We start from the raw sequence: 26,005 nt of genomic DNA on the forward strand, positions 1-26,005 counted from the left end.
GGAGGGTCGATGCTTGACATAGAAGACCAAGGCCGGGTTCGGCTGTTGACTTTGAACCGGCCAGACGCGCTGAACGCGTTCAGCGAGGCCCTGTACGACGCCACCGCTCAAGCACTGATCGACGCGGCTGCCGATCCCGATGTGGCCGTCGTGGTGTTGACCGGGAACGGACGGGCGTTCTGCGCCGGCACCGACTTGGTGGAGATGGGCGCCCGCAACCCCGGCGGTGACGGCGTCGAGCCCGGCGTCCACGGGTTCGCCGGGATGATCGACCAGATGGACTCGTTCGCCAAGCCGTTCATCGTCGCGGTGAACGGTCTCGCCATCGGCGTGGGGGCCACCATGCTGGGGTTCGCCGATTTGGCCTTTATGTCCTCTGAGGCCCGGCTGCGGTGTCCGTTCTCCAGCCTGGGCGTGGCCCCCGAAGCAGCCAGCAGCTACACCTTCCCGCTGCTGCTGGGTCGCCAGCAGGCCATGTGGACCCTGCTCAGCGCCGAGTGGATCAGTGCGGAGGAGGCCCAGGAGATGGGCCTCGTTTGGAAGGTGTGCCCTCCCGATGAGCTTCTGGATACCACGATGGCGCACGCCCAGAAGCTGGCCGCGTTGCCGGTGTCGTCGCTAATGGAGTCGAAGGTGCTGATCACCCATGGCTGGCACGATGGGGTGGCCGCCGCCCGGGAGCGGGAGAACGCCGCCTTCTCCCGTCTAATGGGGGCGCCGGCCAACGTGGAGGCCATCTCCGCCTTCATGGAGAAGCGTCCCCCGGACTTCACCGGCATGTAAGCACGGTTTCGGCCTCTCCTCAGACTGCGCCTACCATCCTCCCAGCGCACGCCGACGGGAGGACAAATGGCTGAGACCGACGTGCTGGGACTCTGGAAGATCGCCGAGGCTGACCCTGAGCGCCTGGCGGTGGTGGACCCCGACTACAACGAGATCACCTACCGGGAGCTGGCCGAGCTGACCAACCGCATTGTGCACGGTCTGCGGGCTGCTGGGCTTGAGGTGGGCGATCAGGTGACCACCGTGCTGCCCAACGGGATCGAGCAGACGGCCGTCTCCCTGGCTGCCTATCAGGGGGGCTTCTACCTCACCACGGTGAACTGGCACCTGGCCGGCCCCGAGATCGCCTACATAGTCAACGACAGCGAGACCAAGGCGTTCATAGTCCACGAAGACTTCGCGGCGCAGGCCACCAGGGTGCTGGAGGAGAGCGATGTGCCCGCCGCCAACCGGTTCTCGGCGGGCAGCATCGACGGCTTCCGTCCCTTGGCTGAGCTGGTTGACTCCCAGCCTGCCAACCGGCCCGACGACCTCACCACCGGCTCGTTCATGTTCTACACCTCGGGCACCACCGGAAGGCCCAAGGGCGTGCGTCGGGCTCTGCCCGGTGTCCACCCCGATGAATCCGCCGCCGGTTCCGGCGGGCTGTTCATGCTGCTGGGCATCATGCCCCACCAAGACAACGTTCACATCACGCAGGCCCCGCTGTACCACACCGCGGTCAACATCTGGACCACCACGTCGCTGCATATGGGTCATCCCGCGGTGCTTATGGGCCGCTGGACCGCCGAAGGGGCGCTGGAGCGCATCGACCGCTACAAGGTCACCCAGAGCCACATGGTTCCCACCATGTTCCACCGCCTGCTCCAGCTGCCCGACGAGGTGAAACAGCGCTACGACGTGTCGTCGCTGCGGCGCATGATCCATGCCGCGGCGCCCTGCCCAGTTGAGACCAAGCAGAAGATGCTCGACTGGTGGGGCGACTGCATCTGGGAGTACTACGCGGCCACCGAGGGCGGCGGCACCTACATCCCCCCCGACGAGTGGCGCCAGTACCCCGGCACGGTGGGCCGCCCGTGGCCGGGCTCGGAAGTCATCGTGGTGGACGACGACGGCAACCGCCTGCCTCCCGGCGCCAGCGGAACCATCTACATGAAGATGCCCCAGGGACAGACCTTCGAGTACTACAAGGACAAGGAGAAGACCGACAAGGCTCGCTTGGACGAGGAGTTCTTCACCGTGGGCGACGTGGGCTACTTCAACGACGACGGCTACCTGTTCCTCAACGACCGCTCCAACGACATGATCATCGTGGGTGGGATGAACATCTACCCGGCCGAGATCGAGGGCGCGCTGCTCCAGAGCCCTCTGGTGGGCGACGCCGCGGTGTTCGGGATTCCCAACGAGGACACCGGCGAGGAGATCAAGGCGGTGATCGAGCCGGCCGCCGGGGTGGCTGCCGACGACGACACCCGGGGGGCCATCATGGAGTTCCTCCGGGATCAGATCGCCAAGCAGAAGTGGCCCCGCTCCATTGACTTCACCGACGAGATGCCCCGCGACCCCAACGGCAAGCTGTACAAGCGCCGGCTGCGGGACCCGTACTGGGAGGGAAAGACCCGGGCCATCTAGTGGTTGATGGGTTGATCTGCCGGGCCGGTTGAGATGATGGCCCGCCTGTTCAACCCCAAGTTGGTGGCCCCGGAGGAACTCGCTCCCCGCCAGGTCCACATCATCATGGTCGCCCTGATGACCGGTATGTTTCTGGCCGCGCTGGACAACTCGGTTCTGGCCACCGCAGTACCTACTATCGCCGGCGAGCTGGGGGGTCAGGATCAGGTGGCCTGGATCATCACGTCTTATCTGCTCACCGGCACCATCGCCACGCCGCTGATCGGGAAGCTCAGCGACATCTACGGCCGCAAGCTGGTGTTCCAGCTCACCATCGGCTTTTTCATCATTACCTCGGCCCTGGCCGGCCTGTCGCAGACCATGTTGCAACTCGTGCTGTTCCGGGCACTCCAGGGTTTGGCCGGCGGCGGCCTTCTGGCCCTGCCGATGGCCATTGTGGGCGACGTGGTGGCCCCCAACCAGCGTGGCCGCTACCAGGGCTACATCGCGGCCACATTCGGCACGGCCAGCGTGGCCGGACCGCTCATCGGCGGTTTCTTCGTCGACCACCTGAGCTGGCGCTGGGTGTTCTACGTGAACATCCCTGTGGGCTTGATCTCGATGGCGGCCATCGCCGTGCTGTTCAACGTGCGTCTCGACGTCGTGTCGCGCCCCATCGACTGGTTAGGCGCGGGGTTGCTCATCTCCGGGTTCACGCCCTTGCTGATCGCCCTCAGCATCGGGGGAGACCAGCTGGCCTGGTCGTCGCCGGGAATGGCCCTGATCTTGGCGGTGTCGGCCGTGCTGCTGCCGACGTTCTTCTGGTGGGAGACCAAGGCCGCCGATCCGATCCTTCCGCCCCGGCTGTACTCCAACGACGTCGTGCGCTGGTCGATGGTGGTCATGCTGCTCATCGGGCTGGTGATGTTCGGGGCCACCCTGTTCATTCCCGTGTTCTTGCAGGTGGTGTCGGGGGTAAGCGCAACCGGTTCGGGCCTGAACATGATGCCCATGTTCATCGGCATCATCTTCACGTCGGTGTTGTCGGGCAAGATGCTCACCCGGTTTGGGAACTACAAGGTGTTCATTGTGCTCGGCACCGTGCTCATGACCGTGGGCATGTCGCTGCTGGCCTTGTTCTTGGACCGGGACACCACCCAGGTTCAGGTAGGTCTCATGGTGTTCGTCATCGGATTGGGTTTGGGGATGACCATGCCGGTGCTAGTGCTGGTCGTGCAGAATGCCAGCCCTCACCGCGACATCGGCATGGTGTCGGCGGCCACCAACTTTGTGCGATCGCTGGGAGGCACCATAGGAGCGGCCGTCATGGGGGCCATTTACGCCAATGGACTGCAATCTTCCCTGGAATCCAAAGTCACCCCCGAGCAGTTGGCCGCCCTGCCCGATGCCGACAAGCTGTTGGGCAGCCCCCAGCAGATCCGGGCCATTCAGGACCCGTCGATTGTGGATGCAGTGCTGGACTCCTTCACGGTGGGGGTGGGTCGCTGTTTCACCTTCGGAGCTCCGATCATCGCCGTAGGAATCTTGGCCGCGCTGTTGGTACGACAGATCCCGCTGCGCCAAGAGATCCGCTCCGAAGAGGAGCGGGCCGAGGCCGCCGCCCTCCGGGAGTCGCCTCCAGTTGGCTGATCGCGGGCTACTTGATGGCCACTGGGTTTACCGGTGATCCCAGGCCGCCGACGAACGGCTGGGGCGAGGCCTCCAGGAAGAAGTCGTATTGGCCGTCGGCCGCGCAGTCGGCAGCCAGCTCTTCCAGATCCCAGTTCTGACCCTGAGTGAGGCCCATGTCCACCAGATTCAGGCAGTGGATGGCGATGATCGCCCCTTCGAAGGCGGGGTCGTAGGGCAGCACCTCGAACACGATGTTGTCGGTGGCCACCGCGGCGATGTTGTGGTCGTAGAACCACTCGCAGGCGGTCACGCCGATGCCGGCGGAGCGCACGATCCCCATCTCGGGTATGGGCTCTCCGTAGTAGTTGTCCAGATCGCCGGCCTTGGCGTAGGCGAACAGGCCGGTACGGACCAGGATGATGTCGCCGGTGCGGATCTCCACCCCTTGAGCTTCAGCCGCATTGGTCAGGTCGTCGTAGCCGATTGCGTGGCCCGGCTCCAGCACGTCCACCCCGTGGAGCTTGGCGATGTCCAATAGCACGCCCCGCCCGGTGAGGCTCTTGACCTGCTCGATGCCGCACACCGACGCTCCCCACTCGGTGATGGTGGAGGCGTCGTGGCCGTTGTAGAGCTTGCCCCGGTACATGGCATGGCAGAGCCCATCCCAGTGGGTGGCGCATTGCAGGCCCATGGTGACCACGTCGTCGCTGGTGTGGAACATGTCGGGGTCCCCCATCATGCCGTGATTGAGCGACACCATCGTTTTCAGCGGGTTCACCCGTCCGGGGATGACGCCGGTTTGAAGGCCGTCTTTGTGCAGGGGATAGGCCAGTGAGATGCGCTTGCCGGTGCGGATGCACTGGGCCGCCTCCTTCACCACCTCGTCGGTGAGGAAGTTGAGCGTGCCGATCTGGTCGTCCTCGCCCCAGCGACCCCAGTTGTTGATGCGCGCGGCGATGTCCAAGACTGCTTGTGGGTATGGCATGGCCGTGAACACTACTCCGAGCCGAGGTGAGCTGATCGGCTAGAACTTCGCCATGGGAAGTCTTGATGGACGGGTAGTGATAGTGACCGGGGCGGCTCGGGGGCAGGGCGAGGCTGAAGCCCGGAAGTTCGTGGAGGAAGGCGCGTTCGTGGTGATGGGCGACGTGCTCGACGAGGCGGGGGAGGCGGTGGCTGCCGAGTTGGGCGATCAGGCCCTGTATCTCCACCACGACGTGTCCTCATCGGAGGATTGGGTCCGGGTCGTGGCCGCCGCGGTGGAGCAGGGGCCGCTGCGTGCGCTGGTAAACAACGCCGCCATCCACTGGACCGCACCCATTGCCGACGAAACTCCCGAGAGCCTGCGCCGCATCTGGGAGGTGAACTACCTGGGCACGTTCCTGGGCATCCAGAGCGTGGCCGACTCCATGGCCGAGGCCGGTGGCGGGGGGATCGTAAACGTCTCGTCTATTGCTGGCATGGAGGGGATCGCCCACCACTCGGCCTATGGAGGCACCAAATGGGCGGTGCGGGGGCTGACCAAGGTTGCGGCTATCGAATTGGGACCCAGGGGAATCAGGGTGAACTCCATCCATCCCGGCCCGATCGAGACGGCCATGTTGTCGGCTGACCGGCATGGGCGCCCCGAGCTGTTCGGCCACGTGCCGCTGCGCCGGGCCGGAGTGGCCTCTGAGGTGGCCGATCTGGCCTGCTATCTGGTGTCGGACGCATCGTCGTACCAGACTGGCCACGAGTACATCATCGACGGAGGCTCCACCGCGGGCATTCCGATGCGAGGGTAGGCATCATGAGTGTTGAGGGATTCGACCACTTGGCCATCACCGTGGCCGATGTAGAGGCCACGGTGGCCTTCTACGGCGAAGTACTGGGTGCTGAGCCCATGTACTTGGAGGAGTTCAGGGCCGGGAAGATGCCCATCGTGATGATGCAGGTGGGAGCCAACCGCATCAACGTGCACCCCGCGGTCGCCCCGGCCTCCCCCCATGCCCGCCTGCCCACCCCCGGCTCGGTAGACCTGTGCTTCCGCTGGGGCGGCACCATCGCCGAAGCCCAGGCCCATCTGGCCGCCTGCGGCGTCGAGGTCATAGAAGGCCCTGCCCCCCGCCCGGCCAGCAACGGCGAACGCGGGCAGTCCGTCTACTTCCGAGACACCGACGGCAACCTCCTCGAACTCCTCACCATCAAGGGCTGACAGATGCGTTGCTCGCTGTGAGGACGGCACGTCGGGTGCGGAAAGGTAGGCTAGTTGAGGAAAAGTAGTGTATTTGTGAAATAGTACAGCAAATGAGAAATGGTATTGCATGAGAGAATCGGTCTAATACATGCGCGCTGAACATCAACCACGGGTGGCCGACCAGGAACTCCATGACCTGATAAGCGAATTGCCCGCGGTCAGCATTGAGGGGCCCAGGGCGGTGGGGAAGACCTGGACGGCCAGTCGGGTAGCCAGCACCGTGTATGCGCTGGACGATCCTGACGTCCTCGCCGAGGTGCGGGCTGATTCTCGCCTCCTCACCCGGGGGGAACCGCCCATCCTGATAGACGAGTGGCAGCGGTTCCCCGAGTCATGGGACATCGTGCGCAGATCTGTGGACCGAGAGTTCAGTCCGGGGAAATTCATCCTCACTGGATCGGCCCGGCCGGAGACTCGTCCCGCCCACTCAGGCGCGGGGCGGATTGTCACCTTGCGAATGTGGACAACTGCGCTTGCTGAGCGCCGCCTAGAAGCGTCCACCGTCAGTCTGAAGTCGCTCTTGGCGGGAGATCGCATCGATATCGAAGGCCAAAGCGGCCTTGAATTGGAGGACTATGCATCTGAGATTGCCTCCGGAGGGTTTCCCGGCTGGCGAAACACCACTGGTCGAGCGCGAGACCTTCTTCTCGACGGCTATCTCCACCGGCTGGCCGAGCACGACTTCCCGCTATCTGGCCACCGAGTCCGCAACCCCGCAGCCCTGCGCCGTTGGCTGACTGCCTATGCCGCAGCCAGCTCGAGCACAGCTTCCTACGAGACCATCCGCGATGCCGCTACTTCTGGCGAGGGCGACAAGCCGTCAAAGACTACGACCCTCGCTTATCGGGACACCCTTGAATCCATGTGGATATTGGAGCCACAACTGGCCTGGTTGCCGGTAGGGAGCCACCTGAGTCGCCTCAAACGAAGTCCCAAACACCACTTGGCTGACACAGCATTGGCTGCCCGATTGCTCAATGCGACCGCCGACACCCTGGTCGGCACTGACGCATATCTTCAGGCTGGGTCCGGGCTGGCCGACACCGGGTTGCTCGGAGCCTTGTTTGAGTCGATGGTTATCCACGATCTGCGGGTATACGCCCAGTCGGCCGATGCCAGGTTGTCCCATATGCGCACTTGGAACGACGAGCGAGAGGTGGACGCGATAATCGAGCACCGGGGACGGGTACTGGCCGTGGAAGTCAAGCTGGGATCAGAAGTGACAGGCCACGACACCCGGCACCTGCGATGGCTGCGAGACCGGATCGGGCCAGGACTCCTTGATGCTGTCGTGATTACTTCCGGTCAGGAGGCTTATCGTGATGACGAGGGGATAGCAATCGTCCCAGCAGGGTTATTGGGGCCCTAGCTCGCGACCGCGTTACCAATTACTCGCCATTTCCCGGAGAGAGGAAACGTCCAATCCCCGGTCATGGCACCACCACCAGGCATGGCTGCGACAGGCGGCGTCGGTCAGGTCGTAAGCGTCGGTGGCTTGCCTCAGGTCGTAGACGGAAAGAAACGCCTCGGTATGGGCATAGACGATCACACCGAGGTCCCAGCGGTCCTGATCGGCGCTGGCCCATTCCCAGGCATGGGCATAGGTGGCTGTTGCAAGACCCCTCGCCGCCGGAATCACCGTCTCATTCCAATCGCGTAGGGCCGCAGCCACCTGATCGGTCTCCGCAAGGGTCGGGTCAGGGACATTGGGGTTGTCGCGGGCGGAAAGGTAGGCATGCAGTTTGGCGGTGTATTCGTCTTTGTCCAACAGAGCGGACTCAAGGGCAGTGCTCAAAGCACGCCGGGCCGAGGCCAGGGCAGGAGGCGCATCGGGAGGCGGCCATAACACTGGGACCGGAGAAGCGTGGGCCAATCCGAGGCCGTGCGAGCTGTAGGCAGAAGCATGGTGGGCAAACTCCATTACCGCGTGGCTGGCGAAGTGCAGGCCTGAGGGCCAGGGTGGTCCAGATTCACAGGATTCAGACAACCGGATGTTGTGGTCGTACAGAATCTCGTCTGGCGCTTCCGGCATGTCGGGGTCGTTGGCACATTCGTCGAGAGCCAGATCCCACAAGACTGAATATGCGTTGCGGCACAGTTCTTCGGGTTCGAAGGAGAATCCCAATCGGCCCACCATCTCCCCCAGCAATTCCCCGGCCAGGGCCACGCCGAAGTCATCGTCCGTCGATCCCGCTTCAAGACGGCGAGCATCCTTCGGGTCGCCTATCTGAGGATGGTTGTCACACGCTTGGAGAGCCAGTGACGGCATCTTGTCGCAGGCATAGGCGACCTTGTCGGACCACTCTGTTCGGCTGTAGTCGGCAAATGAAGCCGAGGCGGCTTCCTTCGCAGCCTCCACCAACCATCTGGGCCTAGGTGGCGAGTCAAATGTCGGGAGTATTCTCAGTGCGGTCTTATCCATGCCCCCACCCTAAGCAGGGGGTATGACAGTTTCTGTCCTGACCTGTCTAGCCAACCAGCAAGCTCACAAAGGCCGTAAGCGGGATAACAGAGCTGATTCAAAGTGTTCTCGGCTGACAGTGTCAGCGGCCTGGAGTCTCTTGTTGGAATCCTCCAAGGTGAGTACCTCCCAGTGGTCTCGAGCTAGCTGCCATGTGCCTGCGGCTGAGCGTTCCAAACTGGTGACAAGCCAGATGATGTCGCCTTCGTTGAGGTCTTGGCTGGGTTGATCACTGGTGCCGCCGACGGCGTTGAAGAACGGGCGGTCCACCGCGACGGCGAGCTTGGCACCCCAGCGACGCAGTGTTGGTGCCTTGATTTCCAGTTGTGGCATCAGGCGTTTGGCGCTTGAGGAACGCCAGTCGGGACGGCGGACCTCCGATGGGTAGGGAGGCGGTTCGTGGGTGTCGTCTCGCAGCGCTTCGAACTCACTGGTCATCCCCTTGCCAGAGAAATAGACGGCCTGGATCTCCAAACCATGCCATCTCAAATTCTCGCCTTGTACATGGGCAACGATCATGTCGATCTTGCCGGCAGGCTTGTTCGTCTCCGTGCTCCGCATGAAGGGCACTTCACCTGCCACTTGGGTTTCCTGTGTCGGAAAGCCGGCCACTTCAGCTAACCACCGGAGTACAAGGCTCTTTTCCTCAAACCGGCGTGGGCAGGTGATGACCGGCTCATCTGCTGGTTGGCCTAGACGGTGGTCGTTGTCCTCTGTGTAGCGCTGGATGGAGCAAACGCCCCCCTTCTTTGAGCACGTTGGATGGTTGGGCTGGAATGGACACGTTGGAGGCTCAGCATCGGATTCACCTAGTGCATGCTTGGCGAAGACAACCCGCTGGGTCGCGGCGAGAGAGGTGAAGTCCTGTCCATACCACTCCGCAATTCCGTAGCGCGTCCTAAGTTCGTCTGGCATCAGAATGGGCCGGGTCAGATGAAGACAGTTCGTCGGGTAATGACGAGTTCGGATATCTGAGCGTGGTGGGTGTTTTTCATGACTACTTCAACGGCGTGGAAACCGTACTCTGCAATGAGTTCGGCGATCTCTGGCGAACGGTCGTAGGTCATCAGAAAGTTCACTGGGGATTGCGCCAGGATCTTGAAGAGTCGTCGGTGGTCTAACTGGTTGTGGCTGTAGAGACGCCTGCCGGCTCGTTTGCCGCCTGCGGTGTACGGAGGGTCAATGAAGGCGACCGTACCGGGCACCTCGGCAATGACCTCTAAGAGGTCAAGCCCATCGGCTTCGCAGAAGTTGATCTGCGGCGCGTGGGCTTCGATATTTCGCAATCGCTGGATGATGGTGTCGGGATACCAACGAGATGCGAGACCCTTGTTGTTTTCCCCTGACTTTGTTAAGGCAGCCCCAGGGGCGAGGATGCCACCGCGTCGAGTTCGGTTTAGGACCAAGGTGCGGAACCCGTGCTCGAGCAGCCCTCTGGGGGCTTGGTCAGCCAGAGCCGAAACAGATTCGCGTGTCGGTTCGAACTCAGATACGAGGTGACACAACTCGGCGTTGTGGCGTAGCGCCGCGTGCCAGAAAGCAGCCACATCGTGGTCTAGTTCGGCCATGAAGCATTGTTCGACCAAGCTCTCGCACACCGCCGTGAGAGCAACTATGCCTCCGCCGCAGAATGGCTCAATGAGCGTCCTCGGTCTGGGCTGAATGGGTGCGAGCCAAGCCCGTATGTGGGGAATTAGCCAGGTCTTTCCGCCTGGGTAGCGCAGTGGTGAGCGCTGAGGCACCGAGGCAACATTGACAGCCGGGATGGGGGAGATTGGGAAGCCAGGGCCGTAGCCAGGCAAGGACGATTCGGTCTCGCTAGGCTCCCTTTGCGCCTTCATGGCGTTCGCGGCCTTGGGTGAGTCGACCTGCGCCTTTGCACTGCTAACCAGCATGTCACGAGGACGATCCTCATCGGTGGACCTTTCAGCGGCATGGTGCGCGCTGCCTAGACGCTTTGGTCCCATCGCGGGAATCTGCATTTGATCGATCCTCGGTTTATCCGTCATTACCCGAGATTAAGGATGGGTATGACAGTTTCAGTCCGACGGGCAGACCCCGATCACCTCGCCGTTTATCCAGGCCCAGAAGCCGTCGGGCTGGACGGCCCATTGGCGGAAGGCGTCGGAGATTTCCTGTAGTTCATCGCGGGTGGCGAATCCGTTGTTGACTGCGTGCTCGGCAAAATCGCTTTCGATTGCCCGAACCGCCCACATCTCGCCCCACACAGTCCGACCCTCGTGGTCGGTGTGGGCAGTGGTGGTGGCAGTGGCCTCGATATCGGTGAAACCGGCTTCAATTGCCCACGACAGCAGATAGCGACCGGCGTCGGCCTCACCGCCGTTGGCGGTCGCAACCTGATGGTAGAGGTCTCGCCAGCGCTCGATGGCCGGAAACACGGGAGCGTGGATCATGGTGGCGTAGTCGGAGTCGCGCACGGCCACCAGCCCGCCGGGACGCAGTACTCGCCGGGCCTCCCGCAAGGCCCGGACCGGATCGGAAAGGTGCTGGAGCACCTGATGGGCGTACACCACGTCGAAGCTGGCGTCGTCCCACGGCAGCTCGTAGACCGAGCCGACCTCAAACGATGCGTTGGAGAGGCCGCAGTCGTCGGCATGGGCACGGGCCGCGTCCACCACTTCAGCCGACAGGTCTAGGCCCACCACCCGGCCAGCGCGGCGGGCCAGACCAGCGGTGATGGTGCCCGAGCCGCAACCGATGTCGAGCACCTCGGCATCGGGTCTCAGTCGAGGCAGCAAGAAGGTGGCGCATGACTCGGCCGTGCGCCGGGAGTGCCATCCCACGATTACCTGGTGGTAACCGTGGGTGTAAGTCTCGCCCTCGGGCTGTTGTTCAGCCAACGGGTTCAGGAGTCAAGAACGCGTCGAGGCGGTCGGGTCCGTTGGCCCAGAACACCGGGGTCTTCTTGCGAACGCATCCGGGAGCCAGTTCGGCAGATGCCACCCGGTCCAAGAACACCTCCAAGGCCACCCGGCCCTCCAGGCGGGCCAGGCTGGCGCCGGGGCAAATGTGGGGTCCGCCGCCGAAGGCGATGTGGTCTTTGGGACGGTCCCGGTCGAGCCGGAACTCGTCGGGGTGGTCGAAGTAGTCCTCGTCCCGGTTGGCCGACGACACGCCGAACACGATCTTGTCGCCGCTGCGCATCGGGGCGCCGAACACGTCGGTGTCCGCAGTGCAGTCCCGAATGAGCATGTGGGCAGGGGAGTCGATCCGCAGCGATTCCTCCACTGCCCGCTCAGAGAGGCTCCGGTCGGCCTTGAGGGTGGCGAACAACTCGGGGTCGCCGATGATGCGCCACAGCAGGTTGCCGATCAGGTGCCGAGTGGTCTCGTTGCCCGACATGATGAGGAACGCAAGCTGGGTGCGTATCTCCACGTCGGTGAGGCGATGGCCCTCGATCTCGGTAGTGATGAGCCGGGTGACCAGGTCGTCGGGGGCCTCGTCGCTGGCCCGCCGCTCGGCGATCAGCGCGTCGATGTAGGCGCAGAACTCGGGGTGGGCGCCGGCCAGGCCCTCGCCCCGCTCGTTGCGGTTGGTGCGGGGGTAGTCGCCCAGTACCACCTCGTCGGTCCAGGCGTGGAACTGCTCCCAATCCTCGGCGGGCACCCCGATGAGGTGGGATATCACGTTGATGGGCACCGGGGTTATGAACTCGGCCACCAGCTCGCCGTGGCCTCGCTCCAAGATCGGGTCGAGATACTGGTGGCACAGATCCCGCACGAACGGCTCGGCCCGCATCGACTTGTGATGGGCCACCGTCGCGTTGATGATCCTTCGCACCTTGCCGTGGCGGGGTTCGGGGATCTCGCTGATGAGCTTCTCCTCTTCGGGCACCACCACGCCGGGATCGCGGAAGCTGGACACGAAGGTCTCCACGTCTCTGGTGGCCTCTAGGACATGGTCGAACTTGGTGAGGTACCAGCCGGTGGGAGTCCGAGCTACCGGGCACTCCGACCGCAGCTCGGCCAGCGTGTCGATGGGCACCTCCTCGGGATAGCCGAACGGGTCGAATGCCATGTCCTCGTCGGAAGGCGTGAGCGGATCAGACGTCAAGCTCATGGTCCTATGGTGCCACGTTGTCGTTCGTCAGGCTGAAGAGTCCGGCAGCTCCGCTCACGCGGCGGCGAATATGGCGATGCGGGCCCACTGGTTGGGGTCGGCCTCGTCTGCTTCGCCATAGATGGGTCGCAACTCGAATTGCAACTCTGAGATGTGCCCGTCCGACTGGCATTGTCCCAGCCAATCGGCGAAGCCGAGTTCCTCGAAATGGGCAGAGTTGATTCCGAGTGCGAGGCGAGCTCCGGGGCTGGCTGCCCGGATCAGTTTCAAAATCGTCTCCGGACCGAAGATCCCATGCGTGAACGCTCCTGAGCTCACGATGCCGGAGTAGGCGCCATCGGCCAACTCGGTCTGACCGGTGAGATCGGCTTCGATGAGTTGGCGGTACACAGGGCGGCCGTTGCACGTCTTGGCCGCGGCCTCGGCCAGCATTTCCGGCGATATGTCGATGCCGTCGATAACGGACACGCCCAACTTGGCCAACTCGCCCCCGACGACTCCGGTTCCACAGCCCACATCCAGCACAGGCTGGCCCGGGTCTGAGAATCCATCGCAGAAAACCTTGACCACCTCTTGGTGGTAGACGTATCCGCTGTCGATGATGAAACCCGACTCGTACGTCTTGGCCCACGATGCGTACAGCTCGCGATTGGCCTCCGGGCCTTTGGCCGCATAGGCCATTTCGAGCGCGAGCTCTGCGGCCCTAGATCGTGGCCCTGTTTGCTCTGTCATTGCCCCTCACGGTAGTGACCACCCCGGTTGAAGCCCCCATCTCCCGGTAGTGTGCCCGGCGATGGAGTTGGTGATCGGCTCGGTGTTCAACAACGCGGCTGCGACCGTGCCGCATCGCCCGGCAGCGGCGCTGGACGGGCAAGTGCTCACCTACGGGGAGTTAGGCCGACAGGCCAATCAAATGAGCCGTGTGCTGGCCGGACTCGGGGTGAGTCGGGGCGACCGGGTGGTCACCTGGAGCGACAACAACCTGGCGTCGGTGTCCCTGTTTGTGGCTCTAGCCCAGGCGGGGGCGGTGTTCGCCCCGGCCAACGCCCGGCTGTCGCCCGAGGAGGCAGCCGAGATGGTGGGCCTGGCCCGACCCCGGCTGCTGGTGGTCGATTCTGAACATGCCGAGGCGGGGCAGGCAGTCGCCGACGCGGTGGGGGTGCCCCTTTTGCGGTTGGGAGGCACCGGTCCCGGGCTCGACCTGGTTGCCGAGGCCCAGTCAGGGTCGGCCGCGGCACCGGTGCCATCGCAGGTGGGGGAGAGCGATCCTCATGTGGTGTTCTTCACCAGCGGCAGCACCGGGAAGTCCAAGGGGGTGGTGCTGTCGCACCGGTGCAACTGGCTGCGCACTCGTACCCCGGCGCTGCTGGAGCCGAGGGGGGCCACGGTGTGCATGTTCCCGATGTTCCACATGGGGGCATGGACCATCGCCCTTCAGGTCTGGCAGGCCCGGGGGCTGGTGGTGTTCACCGACCGGGCCGACGCCGATGTGTTGATCGATGCGGTTCAGCATCACCAAGGGGCCTACATGAACTGCATCCCGGCGGTGTGGCGCCGAGTGCTGGAAGCCAACCGGCATCAAGACCTGGCCTCGCTCCGATTCGCCACTTCCGGCACCTCGGCCACCCCACCCGAGCTGCTGGCCGACCTGAAGGCCGCGTTCCCCAACGCCCATCGGCGGGTCTTTTACGGCTCCACTGAGGCCGGCTCGGTCACGATGCTGGACGACGCCGACATGGAGTCCCGGCCGGGGAGCTGCGGTCAGGCCCACACCGGTGCGGAGGTGCGCCTCCACCAGGGAGAGCTCCAGACTCGGTCACCGTTCATGTTCGACGGATATTTCGACAATCCTGACGCCACCGCTGAGGCATTCACCGAAGACGGCTGGTTCCGCACCGGCGATCTGGCCGAGGTGGACGGCGACGGCTTCTACGCCATCGTCGGGCGGGTCAAAGACGTGATTCGCACCGGTGGCGAGACGGTGTCGCCTGCTGAGGTTGAAGGCCATCTGGCTGATTTCCCCGGTGCTGCCGAAGTGGCGGTGGTGGGCATTCCCGACGATCGCTGGGGCGAAGTGGTGTGTGCCGTGTTCGTGCTGGCGTCGGGCGTTGCCCGGCCCACTCCCGATGCAGTGCAAGCCCACCTGAGCAACCGCCTGGCCCGGTTCAAGCACCCCCGCCGCATCGAGACCGTGGACGCCATCCCCCGCACTCCGGCAACCGGCCAAGTCCGCCGCCGCGAGGTGGTGGCGGCAGTGTTGTCAACCGACGGCTAGTACTCCTCGTTGGGGTTGACGATTCCCTCCAGGGTTTGCCCGTCCAAGCGGCGCTGAAGATTGTCGGCGAAGGGGGCCATGAGGAAGTCCCAGGATTCAGGCATGCACCAGGACACATGGGCGCTGAGCCGGACTTGGGGGTGGTCGTACAGCCAGTGGCCCTCGGGGAGGGGTTCGGGCTCTACCGTGTCCAGCGATGCCCGGGCGATATGCCCGCGGTCCAGCGCAGCCCGCAGGGCGTCTTGGTCGATGAGGTCGCCCCGGGCGATGTTGATGATGTGCGCGCCCGGCTTGGCTTTGGCCAGGGTGTCGGCATCCAAGAGGTGATGGGTGGCGGCGGTGGCCGGAGCGGCCACCACGATGTGATCGGAGCGCTCCAACAGCTCGTCCAACGAGGTGACGATCTGCACCCCAACTAGAGGCGAAGGCGCCGCGGTGCGTCGCAAAGCCAACACCGTCATATCGAAGGCCAGGGCCCGGCGGGCCACCGCGGTGCCGATGCCGCCCAGGCCGATGAGGCCCAGGGTCTTGCCGTAGAGCGCCCCCAAATCAGCGGTGAACCACCGCTCAGGCGGGCTTTTGAGCCACACATTGGGCAGGTCTTTTTCGAAGGTCAGCATCATGGCCAGGCACCACTCGGAGATGCCGATAGCTGAGGCCCCCCGTGAGCAGGTCATCACCCGGTCGCCCAGCAGCTCAAGGGGGAACCCGTCGATCCCGGTACTGGTCACGTGTACCCACTCCACCCCCCGATCGAGCAGCTCGGCCAAGTTGGGATAGCCCCGGGGGATGGTGAGCAGAACATCGCCGGACGCATCGTCGGGGATGTCGCCCTGACGGGGCACGCATACGAACTCCACGGTGTCGAATCGGGCGATGATCGGGTCGAGCCGCCCGTCTTCCATGTGGTGTAGCACTCGCACGGGGAGGAGCCTAGGGAACGGCGGGCGGGGCCGTCGGCGATTCCCGGCTCGGATTCCCCTGGGTGCGACCGCATAAGGTCGGGCCGTGAAATCTGAGGCTTTGTCCCACATTCGCATCTGCGACTTCACCGGACAGCTGGCCGGAGCAGGGGCGACCCGGTGGATGGCCGCCTTCGGGGCCGAGATCATCCGCATTGAGGATCCCGTGCGCCTCGGCAAATGGGATGTGCTCCGGGGAACGTCCCCGTTCGTGGACGACCGCCGGGGCCATGAGTTCGGCGGGTGCTTCAACAACCACAATGTGGAGAAGCTGGGGGTCACGCTCAACCTCCGCACCGAGCGGGGCAAAGAGCTGCTGGCCGAGATCATCGCGGTGAGCGACGCCGTCACCGAGAACTTCGCCGCCGGAGTGCTGGAGCGCCTGGGATTTGGTTATGACCGTCTGAAGGAGATCAAGCCCGACATCTTGTACGTGTCCAACTGCGGGTTCGGCCACATCGGCCCCTATCGCAAGTACAAGACGTGGGGCCCGATCGTGCAGGCCTGCTGCGGGCTCACCTTCACCTCCGGGCTCCCCGACATGCCCTCGGCCGGGTGGGGCTACTCCTATATGGACCACCACGGCGGGAACTTCATGGCCATGGCCATCATGGCCGGGCTCATCCACCGCAGCCGCACCGGCGAGGGCCAATGGATCGACATGTCCTGCACCGATGCCGGGGCCACCATGCTCGGACCGGTGGCATTGGACTACACCGTGAACGGACGGCCTCTGCGGCGCGACGGCATGCCCTATAGCAACCGCAGCCAGTTCCCGGCCATGGCCCCCCACGGCATCTATGAGGCCGACGGGCACGACGCGTGGCTGGCCCTGGCCGCCCGAGACGACCGCGATTGGCAGGCCATCGCCGGGGTTATGGGCATCAACGACCAGCGGTTCGACGACCTGGCCGGGCGACTGGCCTATGAGGACGAGTTGGACGAAGCCGTGCGGACCTGGAGTTCGGGTCGGGATCGGTTCAAGGCGGCGGCCGAGCTGCAAGCCGTCGGCGTGCCCGCCGCCGGGGTGGCCAAGCCGGAGGACCGAATCGACAACGACCCCAATACCGAAGCCTGGGGTTTGTGGCCCACCGTTACCCACGGAGAGATGGGCCGGGTGAGAGTGGACGGCATCCCCGCCCATTTCTCGGAAACCGACTGGGTGCTGGAACGGGGAGGACCCCTGCTGGGCCAGCACAACCGCCAGATTCTCGGGGGCCTGCTCGGCCATTCAGATGCCGAGCTGGCCGACCTGGCTGCGGAGGGGGTGATCTGATGACGGGGAACGACCTGCCCGGCGCTCTGGCCGGAATCCGAGTGGTGGAGTTGGCCGGTGAAGCGTCGGCGTATGCCGGGTTGCTACTGGCGGGGATGGGTGCCGAGGTCATTGTGGTTGAGCCTCCCGATGGTCACCACACCCGGGGATTTGAGCCGTTTCTGCACGACGAGCCCGATCCCGAGCGCAGCCTTTGGTGGTGGCACTACAACGCCTCCAAGCTGGGCGTGACCCTGGATCTAGGGGATGAAGACGATCGAAACCGGTTCCGCTCGCTGGTTGCCACCGCAGATGTGGTGCTGGAATCCGAGCGCCCTGGTCGACTGGCCGACTTGGGCATCGACCACGATGTGCTGCGGGCTGACCACCCCGAGTTGATCTGGGTATCGCTAACGCCGTTTGGCCGCAGCGGACCGCGGTCCCAAGAAGAGAGCATCGACCTGACCGTGCTGGCCGGGGGCGGGCCGGTGTGGAGCTGCGGTTACGACGACCATGCCATCCCACCTCAGCGGGGCGGCGGCAACCAGGGGTACCAGACCGGCTCGGTGTTCGCAGTGCTCTCCGCCCAGACCGCGCTGTTGGCCCGAGACAGCACTGGTCGGGGCCAGTTCGTGGACGTCAGCATGCACGCGGCCGCCAACGTGACCACCGAGTTCGGCTCGGTGCAGTGGCTGGTGGCTGGCGACGAGGTGCAGCGCCAGACCGGGCGGCACGCGGCCATCGAGCCCACCACGTTCACCAGGGCACTGTCGGCGGACGGCATCGACGTGAACACCGGCTTCCCACCCCGCTCGGCCCGGGACTTTGCCGTGGTAGTGGAGTGGATGGAGAGTCTGGGGTTGAAAGACCAATTTGAAGAGTTCTTCTTCTTGGAGATGGGCGCGCAACTCGAAGAGGATCTGCATCTCTCCCAGGTGGGCCAGGATCCCGAGGTGACCGCCATGTTCGGGGCCGCCCGAGAGGCAGTCCGGTTCATCTCCGAGAACATCACCGCCTACGAGTTCTTCATCGGCGCCCAAGAGCGGGGGCTGGCGGTGGGCATCATCTATTCGCCCGAAGAAGTGCTGGCCGACCCCCACTTCCAAGAGCGAGGCTTCCCCGTCGAGGTGGAGCACGAGGACTTGGGCCGCAGCTTCACCTATCTGGGAGCGCCGTACATTGCCCCCAAGTCCCCCTACCGCATCCGGCACCGCGCCCCCCATATCGGCGAGCACAACTCCATCATTGAGGCTCTGGCCTAGATGCCTTCCCGACACCCCGTCATCTGCGGCATCGGCCTGAGCGACTATCCGGTGGTGCCGTACCTGAACTCGGTGCAGCACCATGCGCTGGCCGCCCGTCGTGCCATTGCCGACTGCGGCATCGCCAAGTCGGCCATCGACGGATATGTGAGCACCAGCGGCGGCGGGCCGGCAGCGGGCGACGACGCCGTGTCCATGGCCGAGTACCTAGGGGTGAACCACCGATACATCGACGGGACCATGGTGGGGGGCTCCTCGTTTGAGTTCCACGTGCAGCACGCTGCCACCGCCATCCGGGAGGGGCTATGCGACACCGTGCTGATCACCTATGGCTCCGACCAGCTCACCCGTATGGGCCGGGTGCTGGGCACTGGCGGTTTCCAGCGCGACGCTCAGCCGGTGACCGGAGCCATGCAGATGGCCACCCCCTACGGATTGCCCCTGGTGGGGGCCTATGCCCTGGCCGCCCGCCGCCACATGCACGAGTTCGGCACCACCTCGGAGCAATTGGCCGAGATCGCCGTGGGGGTCCGGGAGTTCGCCGGACTCAACCCTGATGCCCGCTACCGCGACCCCATCACCGTGGAAGACGTGTTGAACAGCCGCATGATCGCCGATCCGCTGCACAAGCTGGACTGCTGCGTAATCACCGACGGGGGCGGGGCGCTGGTGATGACCACCGAGGAGGTCGCCCGGGACCTGAGCCAGCCCCCGATCTATGTGTTGGGCGCGGCGGGCACCCAGACCCACTGGAACATTCATCAGATGCCCGACTTCACCGAGATGGGTGCCGCGGTGTGCGGACCAGAGGCGATGGGCCAAGCGGGGGTGACGCCGGCTGATATCGACACCGCCCAGCTCTACGACAGCTTCACCATCACTGTGATGCTCATGCTGGAGGGCTTGGGCTTCTGCGGTCGGGGAGAGGGCGGCGCCTATGTGGAAGAGGGCCACCTGCGCCGGGGCGGCTCGATGCCCACCAACACCGACGGCGGGGGCCTGTCGTCCAACCATCCGGGAATGCGGGGCATCTTCTTGCTGATCGAATCGGTGCGCCAGCTCAGGGGCGACGCTGGCGAGGCCCAGGTGCCCGACGCGGAGTTGGCCCTGGCCTGCGGCTCCGGCGGCTGGCTGTCGGCCATCGCCACCGTCATATTGGGCAAGGACCGGCCGTCATGAGGGTTGTGCGCGATCTTGAATGGCAGGGACCGGTCCCCGCCGGCGAGGGCGAGTACGGAGAGTTTTTCGCCGCCGCCGCTGAGGGCCGCTTGCTCATCCAGCAGTGCCCGGAATGCGGCCACCGCCAGCACTATCCCCGAGCAATATGCACCGCCTGCGGCGCCGAGCCCGAGTGGATGGAGGCAGCGGGCACTGGCACCGTCTACACCTACACCGTGGTCCGCCAATACGGCGTCCCCGCCTTCGCCGAACTGCCCTATGTGCTGGCCATGATCGACCTCCCCGAGGGAGTGAGAATGTTCGGCGGCCTCACCGGCATCGACCCCGAAACCGTCGAGATCGGAATGCCCGTTACCGCCTACGCCCGCACCTACGACGAAACCCACGCCATGGTCTTCTGGGAACCTGCCTGACGCATCCCAAGTACGGTTCCTGATCCCCATTCGGCAGGGGCCATGATGGGGCTATGCACGACGACATCATTGCTGCGTTTGATATTTCCGACCGGGTGGCGGTGGTCACGGGGGCGGCTTCGGGGATCGGCCGGGGCACGGCGGTGACGCTGGCCAAGGCTGGAGCCTCGGTGGTGCTGGGGGATGTTGATGCCGACGGGATGGGAGAGACCGGCGGGGCGCTGGACGAGTTGGGAGCCAGTTGGTCGGCGGTGCCGACAGATGTGAGTGACAAGGCTGCGGTGGATGCTCTGGTAGCCGATGCGGTGAATCGGCATGGACGGCTGGACATCATGGTGAACAACGCGGGGATCATCACCGACAGCCTGATCGTGGACACCACCCCCGAGCAGCTCGACCGGGTGATGAACGTGAACATCAAGGGCGTCTATTGGGGCACTGCGGCGGCGGGCAGGGCCATGGCCGACCAGAAATCGGGGTCTATCGTCAACCTGTCATCGGCCGGGGCTGATATGCCCGCGCCGATGATCTCGGTGTACGCCCTCACCAAGGCGGCGGTGAAGATGATCACCCGTACCGCGGCGGTGGAGATGGCTCCCATCCGGGTGAACGCAGTGGCACCTGGCTCCATAGAGACCCCCATCTACGACCGCCACTTTCTGGATGACGACGGCAAGGTGGACCCCGAGCGCCAGAGGAACCACTTCGACACCATCGCCCAGATGAACCCTTTGGGTTATGTGGGCGACCCCAACGACATCGCCTACGCCATTCTCTATCTCTGTTCCGAGGCCGGAAGGTTCGTCACCGGCCAGACCATGCGGCCCAATGGCGGCGTGGTGATGCCGCTGTAGCCAGCCCGTAGCCTGTGATCATGAAATCCAAACACTGCGTCCGCCGCATTGCGGCGCTGGTCGCCGCTGCTCTCTTGATGGCAGCTGCCTGCGGTGGCAACGACGACGATGCTGGCCCAGAGGCAGTCGAGGTTGCCCCAGTGCAGACCGTCGGACAGCCTCTAGGGCCGGTAGGACCTACTCCAGCTTCTGATCCGGCAATCGGTCGTCCAGTGCCTGGGCTCTCAGGTTCAGCCATCGACGGTACGCCGTTTTCCTGGACTCCGGGTGAGCGTCCAGCAGTCTTCTTGTTCTTGGCTCACTGGTGCCCGGCTTGTCAGGGAGAAGTCGTTGAGTACACCGGCTGGCTTGCAGCAGGAAACGAACTTCCCGACGGAGTCGACCTGATCAGCGTGGTCACGCTAGTGGACTCCAGCAGGGACAATTACCCGCCCAGCCAATGGCTGGCCGATGAAGATTGGCCGTTCCCCGTTTTGGTGGACAGTGCCGACAACGAGATTGCCGCCGCCCTCGGGCAGGCAGGCACACCGTTTTGGGTCTTGGTGTTCAGTGACGGAACGTTGGCGTCTAGGGGAAGCGGTCGTATTCCCCCAGAAATTCTGACCAGGCACTTCAACCTACTATTGGCCGAAGCCGAAGGATAGGGTTTCCCCCCGTGACTGGATATCTCGAAGGCAAAAACATCGTCGTCACCGGCGCGGGCAACGGCATCGGCCGGGCCATCGCCATGGGCTGTGCCGCCGCCGGCGCCAATGTGGTGGTGGCCGACTACGGCGTGTCGCTGGACGGCTCGGACCCGTCGTCGGAGGTGGCCGATGCGGTGGTGGCCGAGATTGAGTCGGCGGGCGGCACTGCTCTGGCATTGGCCTCTGACATCAGCACCATGGTGGGCGGCGCGGCCGCGGTCCAAGCTGCGGTGGACACCTGGGGATCTATCGACGGCGCGGTGTGCGTGGCTGGCATCCTGCGGGAGCGGATGATCTTCAACATGACCGAAGAAGAGTTCGACGATGTGATCCGGGTGCACCTCAAGGGCCACTTCACCGTTTACAAACACGCCTCGGCCATCATGCGCAAGCAGGAGACCGGGGGGTCACTGGTGGGGATCACCTCGGGGGCGTTCACCGGTTCCACCTCCCAGTGCAACTACGCGTCGGCCAAGGGGGGCATCATCTCGTTGACCAAGAGCGCGGCGCTGGCTCTTAAGCGCTATGGGATCAACGCCAACTGCATCGCCCCCAGCGCCAAGACCCGCATGTCGGAGAACGTCCCGTTCGAGATCGAGGCCGGAGCCCCCGAAGACGTTGCCCCATTGGCCGTCTACTTGCTAAGCGACGTAGCCCGGGACATCACTGCCCAGGTGTACACCGTGGTCGGTCCCCGCATATCGGTATGGGCTCAGTTTGGCGAGGTTCGCTCCATGTACGCCCCCGAGAGCAGTTGGACACCAAAGGGGATCGAGGAGTCGTTGCCCCGCACCATCGGCATTGAGGAGCACCCCACCATGGCCCTTTTGGAGGCGCAGGCCGCGCAGCGCCAGGCCTCACAGGGCGGCAGCTGATGTCGGGCGGCGCGCTCGAGGGGCGAATCGCCGTCATTACGGGCGCCGGGCGGGGCATCGGTCGCCACTACGCCCTGCTATTCGCCGCCGAAGGGGCCAAGGTAGTGGCTAACGATCTGGGTTGCGCCGCCGACGGTACTGGCGCCGATCCGGAGGTGGCTCAGTCGGTGGTAGACGAGATCACCGCGGCAGGAGGCACAGCAGTGGCCAATGGAGACGACGTGGCCGAGATGTCCGGGGCCGAGTCGCTCTTGGCCCAAACGCTCGATGCCTTCGGCGGGGTGGATGTGCTGGTGAACAACGCCGGCATCCTGCGGGACAAGATGTTTGCCTCCATGAGCGAGGACGACTGGGACTCGGTGATCCGCGGCCACCTCAAGACGACGTTCTGCATGACCCGGGTGTGCGCCGGCTGGTGGCGAGACCAGACCAAGGCCGGGGAGGCGGTGAACGCGTCGGTGATCAACATCAGCTCCACATCGGGGCTGATCGGCCAGGTGGGCCAGTCGAACTACGGCGCGGCCAAATCGGCCATCGCCGGCATGACGGTGATCATCGCCCAGGAATTGGGCCGCTACGGCGTGCGGGTGAACTGCGTGACCCCCGCGGGCCGCACCCGAATGACTGAGGGGGTGCCGGGTGTGGCCGAGATGGTGGCCAAGCCCGCCGAGGGGTTCGACGTGTACCACCCCTTCCATCCCGCGCCGGTAGTGGGGTGGCTGGCCACGGCCGACTGCGAGGTGACCGGGCGGGTGTTCATGGCCAAAGGCGGGGATGTCCGGTGGTACACCCCGTGGCTGCGCCAGGACTTCCTTGATGACGAGCGGGAGTGGACCATCGCTGATTTGGCCGAGGCCATGAAGAATCTGCCCCCCGCTCCGGTTTCGCCGTGAGCCGGGAAGTTCCCGCCGAGCCCCCCGGCCGGGGGCTGCTGGAGGGCAAGACCGTAGTAGTGACCGCCGCGGCAGGCACCGGTCTCGGCTTCGCCGCCGCTCGGCGGTGCGTCGCCGAGGGTGCCCGGGTGCTTATCAGCGACATCCATGGGCGGCGTTTGGACGAGGCCGCCAACCGCTTGGCCGAGGAGTTCGATATTCGTCCCGCCACCCAACTGTGCAATGTGACGGTGGAGGAGGAGGTCCAAGCCCTTATCGATGCTGCGGTGGACGAGTTGGGCCACGTGGACGTGATGATCAACAACGCCGGCTTGGGGGGCACCGCCAATCTGGTGGACATGACCGACGAGCAGTGGCAGGTGGTGATTGATGTCACCCTCAACGGCACCATGCGAACCACCCGGGCGGCGCTGCGCCACATGATGCCCCGGGGCTCGGGGGTCATCGTCAACAACGCGTCGGTGATGGGTTGGCGGGCCCAAGCCGGCCAGAGCCACTACGCCGCGGCCAAAGCCGGGGTAATGGCGCTCACCCGCTGTGCGGCCATTGAAGCGGCCGAGACCGGGATCCGAGTCAACTGTGTGGCGCCCAGCCTGGCCATGCACCCATTCTTGGCCAAGACATCCAGCCAAGAATTCCTCGACAGCTTGATCTCGCTGGAGGCGTTCGACCGGGCCGCTGAGCCGTGGGAAGTGGCCAACGTGATGGTGTTTCTGGCCAGCGACTACTCGACGTACATGACCGGGGAGATCGTCTCGGTCAGCTCCCAGCACCCCTAAACGAGAGCAGCGGCCAGAACAGAGCGGTCGGTGGGGTGATAGACGTGGGCCAGATCGAGGTCCACGATCTGCTGGGGGCTTTCGGGGTCGAACCAGCCGTCGATGAGGCCCCAGTGGTGGGGACTCATCATGTAGTCCACCTTGAGCCCTTCAAGGGTGTAGTACTCCTGCTCCCAGCTATGGGTCCACCGGGTACCCGATGGGCCGATAACTCGGCTGAGGGTCCAGTTCACGATGGCCGGGATGTGGTCGGGCATGGCCATGAGATCGCGCTCGAACGCAGACACCGAATCGACTGGGGCATCGGGCTCAACCCGAAGCAGGAGGGTGCGCTTGATCTCGCCGGCGAAATCGGGATCGGCCAGCGAACCGTCGATGGGTGAGAGCTCAACAAGGTCGATGTCAGCCACGTCCTCGAAACCGGGTGGGATCGGGTCGTCGATACCGTCCCATGTGTAGTGGCCGCCGCCCACCGTTCCCGGCAGATGCCGGCCTAGTACCGCGGCCATCTCCAGTTCGGTCACCCGGCCGGGGTCCGCTCCTTCAACCAGTGTCACCAGCGCCAGCTTGCGGCTCATCGCCCCTCCTCAGCGGGGGAATCATCCACCAAGAACCGCCGCTGTCGGACCACGCAGCAGGAGTCCACCTCGGCCCAGAACCCGGCCACGGAGGGATCTCGTCCGGCGGCCCCCCGCATCGCCCACCACGCCGCTGCATCAGGCACCGACCACAAGTACACCAGGGTGTTGGGCTGGTCGAACAGCTCAATCGGCGGCGTCAGCCACGTCTGCTCCAGCGTCATGCCCCGCGCTTTGGCCCCCGCCATGTAGCCCTCCGTCATCAGCCGACGCACCTCGTCTAGCCGTCCGGGCTCGACGGTCAACTCGTCCAAGACGTGTATCTTCCCGACCACGCCCTCACGCTAGTGGTGTCCTAGATTGCGGGCCGGAGGGAAGACGGGAAATTGGAGCAATGAACCATCAGCGGCGCATCCCTCTGGAAGGGTGCGTGAACTTCCGAGACATGGGCGGCTACGCCAGCTCATTGGGCGGGACCACCAAGTGGGGCATGCTTTTTCGAGCCGACTCGCTGCACCGCCTCAGCCCGGCTGACGCCGAGGTAGTTGCCAGCCGATTGGGTGTCCGCACCGCCGTGGATTTACGGGCAAACGACGAGCGGGAGCGGGTTGGGGTGCTCGACCCGACCTTGGGCATCGTCGAGCACCACGTGGGCACCACCGACCGAACCATGCACACCTATGAGCGCCCCGATCCCGACTTAGCGAGCCGCTCGTTTGGCCAGCTCTACGAGAACATGATCAGCAGCGGGGGAGAGCGGTTTGCCGCGGCAATCGAAGTGGTGGCCGATCCCGATCAGTGGCCGACTGCCTTTTTCTGTATGGCCGGCAAAGATCGCACTGGCTGTCTGGCTGCGATGATTCTGGGATTGGCCGGGGTAAGTCGCCAAGACATAGTGGGCGACTACGCGGCCACCGCTCCCGCGGTGCCGGCAATCCGAGAACGGTCCCTGGCCGAGTTGCCCGATATGGCCAAAGTGTGGGCGAAGCTGCCCGACGACATAACCAATGCCCCCATCAGCGCCATTACCGAGCTACTAGACATCGTCGACGACCGGTGGGGCGGTCTTGAGGGTTACGCCCTCGAGTTTGGAGTCAAGCCCCAAACCATCGAACGCTTGCGGGCATCCTTCTTGGTCTGATCTCTAAAATCGCTGGATCATAGTCATATTAATATGGCTATGATGATGAC

The 26,005-nt window shown here is 64.5% G+C and carries 27 protein-coding genes; 17 read left to right on the plus strand and 10 right to left on the minus strand.

Annotation, left to right across the window (positions count from 1 at the left end; translation table 11 throughout):
* Positions 1-9: 9 nt before the first annotated feature.
* From ACOQPI_RS10000 to ACOQPI_RS10010, 3 genes are all read left to right on the plus strand, one after another.
* On the plus strand, positions 10-783 hold the full coding sequence (locus tag ACOQPI_RS10000) for an enoyl-CoA hydratase/isomerase family protein (RefSeq protein WP_420619507.1): 774 nt from the start codon (positions 10-12) through the stop codon (positions 781-783).
* Positions 784-849: 66 nt separating this feature from the next.
* Positions 850-2,415 carry an acyl-CoA synthetase gene (locus ACOQPI_RS10005; protein WP_420619508.1) on the plus strand — a complete coding sequence of 522 codons (1,566 nt, stop codon included), beginning with the start codon at positions 850-852 and terminating at the stop codon, positions 2,413-2,415.
* 36 nt (positions 2,416-2,451) lie between these two features.
* Positions 2,452-4,044 (plus strand): MDR family MFS transporter, encoded by a 1,593-nt coding sequence (locus tag ACOQPI_RS10010; RefSeq protein ID WP_420619509.1) that lies wholly within the window; start codon positions 2,452-2,454, stop codon positions 4,042-4,044.
* Between the two features lie 7 nt (positions 4,045-4,051).
* Here ACOQPI_RS10010 and ACOQPI_RS10015 read toward each other — a convergent pair whose 3' ends face one another.
* A complete protein-coding gene (locus ACOQPI_RS10015) occupies positions 4,052-5,011 on the minus strand; it encodes a cyclase family protein (protein ID WP_420619510.1) in 960 nt (319 codons plus the stop codon).
* 52 nt (positions 5,012-5,063) lie between these two features.
* Between ACOQPI_RS10015 and ACOQPI_RS10020 the strand changes: the two genes are divergently transcribed.
* The 3 genes from ACOQPI_RS10020 to ACOQPI_RS10030 all read left to right on the plus strand — a co-directional run bounded on the left by ACOQPI_RS10020 (position 5,064) and on the right by ACOQPI_RS10030 (position 7,631).
* A complete protein-coding gene (locus ACOQPI_RS10020) occupies positions 5,064-5,810 on the plus strand; it encodes an SDR family oxidoreductase (RefSeq protein ID WP_420619511.1) in 747 nt (248 codons plus the stop codon).
* 5 nt (positions 5,811-5,815) lie between these two features.
* Complete coding sequence (locus ACOQPI_RS10025) at positions 5,816-6,220, plus strand: VOC family protein (RefSeq protein WP_420619512.1); 405 nt, start codon at positions 5,816-5,818, stop codon at positions 6,218-6,220.
* Between the two features lie 154 nt (positions 6,221-6,374).
* Entirely contained in the window at positions 6,375-7,631 is a 1,257-nt protein-coding gene (locus ACOQPI_RS10030; protein ID WP_420619513.1) for an ATP-binding protein, read from the plus strand.
* A 12-nt stretch (positions 7,632-7,643) separates the two neighbouring features.
* Here the strand turns inward: ACOQPI_RS10030 and ACOQPI_RS10035 are convergent, their stop codons facing one another.
* The 6 genes from ACOQPI_RS10035 to ACOQPI_RS10060 all read right to left on the minus strand — a co-directional run bounded on the left by ACOQPI_RS10035 (position 7,644) and on the right by ACOQPI_RS10060 (position 13,535).
* Positions 7,644-8,624, minus strand: a complete 981-nt coding sequence (locus tag ACOQPI_RS10035) for a hypothetical protein (RefSeq protein WP_420619514.1) — start codon at positions 8,622-8,624, stop codon at positions 7,644-7,646.
* Positions 8,625-8,747: 123 nt separating this feature from the next.
* On the minus strand, positions 8,748-9,638 hold the full coding sequence (locus ACOQPI_RS10040) for a NotI family restriction endonuclease (RefSeq protein WP_420619515.1): 891 nt from the start codon (positions 9,636-9,638) through the stop codon (positions 8,748-8,750).
* A 14-nt stretch (positions 9,639-9,652) separates the two neighbouring features.
* Positions 9,653-10,732 carry a DNA adenine methylase gene (locus ACOQPI_RS10045; protein WP_420619516.1) on the minus strand — a complete coding sequence of 360 codons (1,080 nt, stop codon included), beginning with the start codon at positions 10,730-10,732 and terminating at the stop codon, positions 9,653-9,655.
* Between the two features lie 30 nt (positions 10,733-10,762).
* Positions 10,763-11,584 carry a class I SAM-dependent methyltransferase gene (locus ACOQPI_RS10050; protein WP_420619517.1) on the minus strand — a complete coding sequence of 274 codons (822 nt, stop codon included), beginning with the start codon at positions 11,582-11,584 and terminating at the stop codon, positions 10,763-10,765.
* Entirely contained in the window at positions 11,577-12,803 is a 1,227-nt protein-coding gene (locus ACOQPI_RS10055) for a cytochrome P450 (protein ID WP_420619518.1), read from the minus strand. Before ACOQPI_RS10055 ends, ACOQPI_RS10050 begins: the two co-directional genes overlap by 8 nt.
* A gap of 54 nt (positions 12,804-12,857) precedes the next feature.
* Positions 12,858-13,535, minus strand: a complete 678-nt coding sequence (locus tag ACOQPI_RS10060) for a class I SAM-dependent DNA methyltransferase (RefSeq protein WP_420619519.1) — start codon at positions 13,533-13,535, stop codon at positions 12,858-12,860.
* 61 nt (positions 13,536-13,596) lie between these two features.
* Between ACOQPI_RS10060 and ACOQPI_RS10065 the strand changes: the two genes are divergently transcribed.
* Positions 13,597-15,078, plus strand: a complete 1,482-nt coding sequence (locus ACOQPI_RS10065) for a class I adenylate-forming enzyme family protein (RefSeq protein ID WP_420619520.1) — start codon at positions 13,597-13,599, stop codon at positions 15,076-15,078.
* Here the strand turns inward: ACOQPI_RS10065 and ACOQPI_RS10070 are convergent.
* Positions 15,075-16,001, minus strand: a complete 927-nt coding sequence (locus ACOQPI_RS10070; RefSeq protein ID WP_420619521.1) for an NAD(P)-dependent oxidoreductase — start codon at positions 15,999-16,001, stop codon at positions 15,075-15,077. The genes ACOQPI_RS10065 and ACOQPI_RS10070 overlap by 4 nt on opposite strands.
* A gap of 85 nt (positions 16,002-16,086) precedes the next feature.
* On the opposite strand from ACOQPI_RS10070, the gene ACOQPI_RS10075 reads away from it, so the two are divergent.
* From ACOQPI_RS10075 to ACOQPI_RS10115, 9 genes are read left to right on the plus strand one after another with little or no spacing between them, the layout of a single operon-like run.
* Complete coding sequence (locus ACOQPI_RS10075) at positions 16,087-17,316, plus strand: CaiB/BaiF CoA transferase family protein (RefSeq protein ID WP_420619522.1); 1,230 nt, start codon at positions 16,087-16,089, stop codon at positions 17,314-17,316.
* The gene (locus tag ACOQPI_RS10080) at positions 17,316-18,557 is read left to right on the plus strand and encodes a CaiB/BaiF CoA transferase family protein (protein ID WP_420619523.1); all 1,242 of its coding nucleotides are present in this window, start codon (positions 17,316-17,318) and stop codon (positions 18,555-18,557) included. Before ACOQPI_RS10075 ends, ACOQPI_RS10080 begins: the two co-directional genes overlap by 1 nt.
* The gene (locus ACOQPI_RS10085; RefSeq protein ID WP_420619524.1) at positions 18,558-19,736 is read left to right on the plus strand and encodes an acetyl-CoA acetyltransferase; all 1,179 of its coding nucleotides are present in this window, start codon (positions 18,558-18,560) and stop codon (positions 19,734-19,736) included.
* Positions 19,737-19,741: 5 nt separating this feature from the next.
* Positions 19,742-20,149, plus strand: a complete 408-nt coding sequence (locus tag ACOQPI_RS10090) for a Zn-ribbon domain-containing OB-fold protein (protein WP_420619525.1) — start codon at positions 19,742-19,744, stop codon at positions 20,147-20,149.
* Between the two features lie 53 nt (positions 20,150-20,202).
* Positions 20,203-21,003 carry an SDR family NAD(P)-dependent oxidoreductase gene (locus ACOQPI_RS10095; RefSeq protein ID WP_420619526.1) on the plus strand — a complete coding sequence of 267 codons (801 nt, stop codon included), beginning with the start codon at positions 20,203-20,205 and terminating at the stop codon, positions 21,001-21,003.
* 20 nt (positions 21,004-21,023) lie between these two features.
* A complete protein-coding gene (locus tag ACOQPI_RS10100) occupies positions 21,024-21,647 on the plus strand; it encodes a TlpA family protein disulfide reductase (protein ID WP_420619527.1) in 624 nt (207 codons plus the stop codon).
* An 11-nt stretch (positions 21,648-21,658) separates the two neighbouring features.
* Positions 21,659-22,564, plus strand: coding sequence for an SDR family NAD(P)-dependent oxidoreductase (locus tag ACOQPI_RS10105; RefSeq protein WP_420619528.1), 906 nt, complete (start codon positions 21,659-21,661; stop codon positions 22,562-22,564).
* Entirely contained in the window at positions 22,564-23,457 is an 894-nt protein-coding gene (locus tag ACOQPI_RS10110; protein WP_420619529.1) for an SDR family oxidoreductase, read from the plus strand. Before ACOQPI_RS10105 ends, ACOQPI_RS10110 begins: the two co-directional genes overlap by 1 nt.
* Entirely contained in the window at positions 23,454-24,236 is a 783-nt protein-coding gene (locus ACOQPI_RS10115; RefSeq protein WP_420619530.1) for an SDR family oxidoreductase, read from the plus strand. Before ACOQPI_RS10110 ends, ACOQPI_RS10115 begins: the two co-directional genes overlap by 4 nt.
* Here the strand turns inward: ACOQPI_RS10115 and ACOQPI_RS10120 are convergent.
* The gene (locus ACOQPI_RS10120; RefSeq protein WP_420619531.1) at positions 24,233-24,814 is read right to left on the minus strand and encodes a Dabb family protein; all 582 of its coding nucleotides are present in this window, start codon (positions 24,812-24,814) and stop codon (positions 24,233-24,235) included. The two genes, ACOQPI_RS10115 and ACOQPI_RS10120, sit on opposite strands and share 4 nt — an antisense overlap.
* A complete protein-coding gene (locus tag ACOQPI_RS10125; protein ID WP_420619532.1) occupies positions 24,811-25,149 on the minus strand; it encodes a hypothetical protein in 339 nt (112 codons plus the stop codon). The genes ACOQPI_RS10120 and ACOQPI_RS10125 overlap by 4 nt, the downstream gene beginning before the upstream one ends.
* Before the next feature lie 59 nt (positions 25,150-25,208).
* Between ACOQPI_RS10125 and ACOQPI_RS10130 the strand changes: the two genes are divergently transcribed.
* The gene (locus tag ACOQPI_RS10130; protein WP_420619533.1) at positions 25,209-25,955 is read left to right on the plus strand and encodes a tyrosine-protein phosphatase; all 747 of its coding nucleotides are present in this window, start codon (positions 25,209-25,211) and stop codon (positions 25,953-25,955) included.
* Positions 25,956-26,005 lie beyond the last annotated feature (50 nt).

The organism is Candidatus Poriferisocius sp., from assembly GCF_965219815.1.
Classification (GTDB): Bacteria; Actinomycetota; Acidimicrobiia; order Acidimicrobiales; family Bin134; genus Poriferisocius.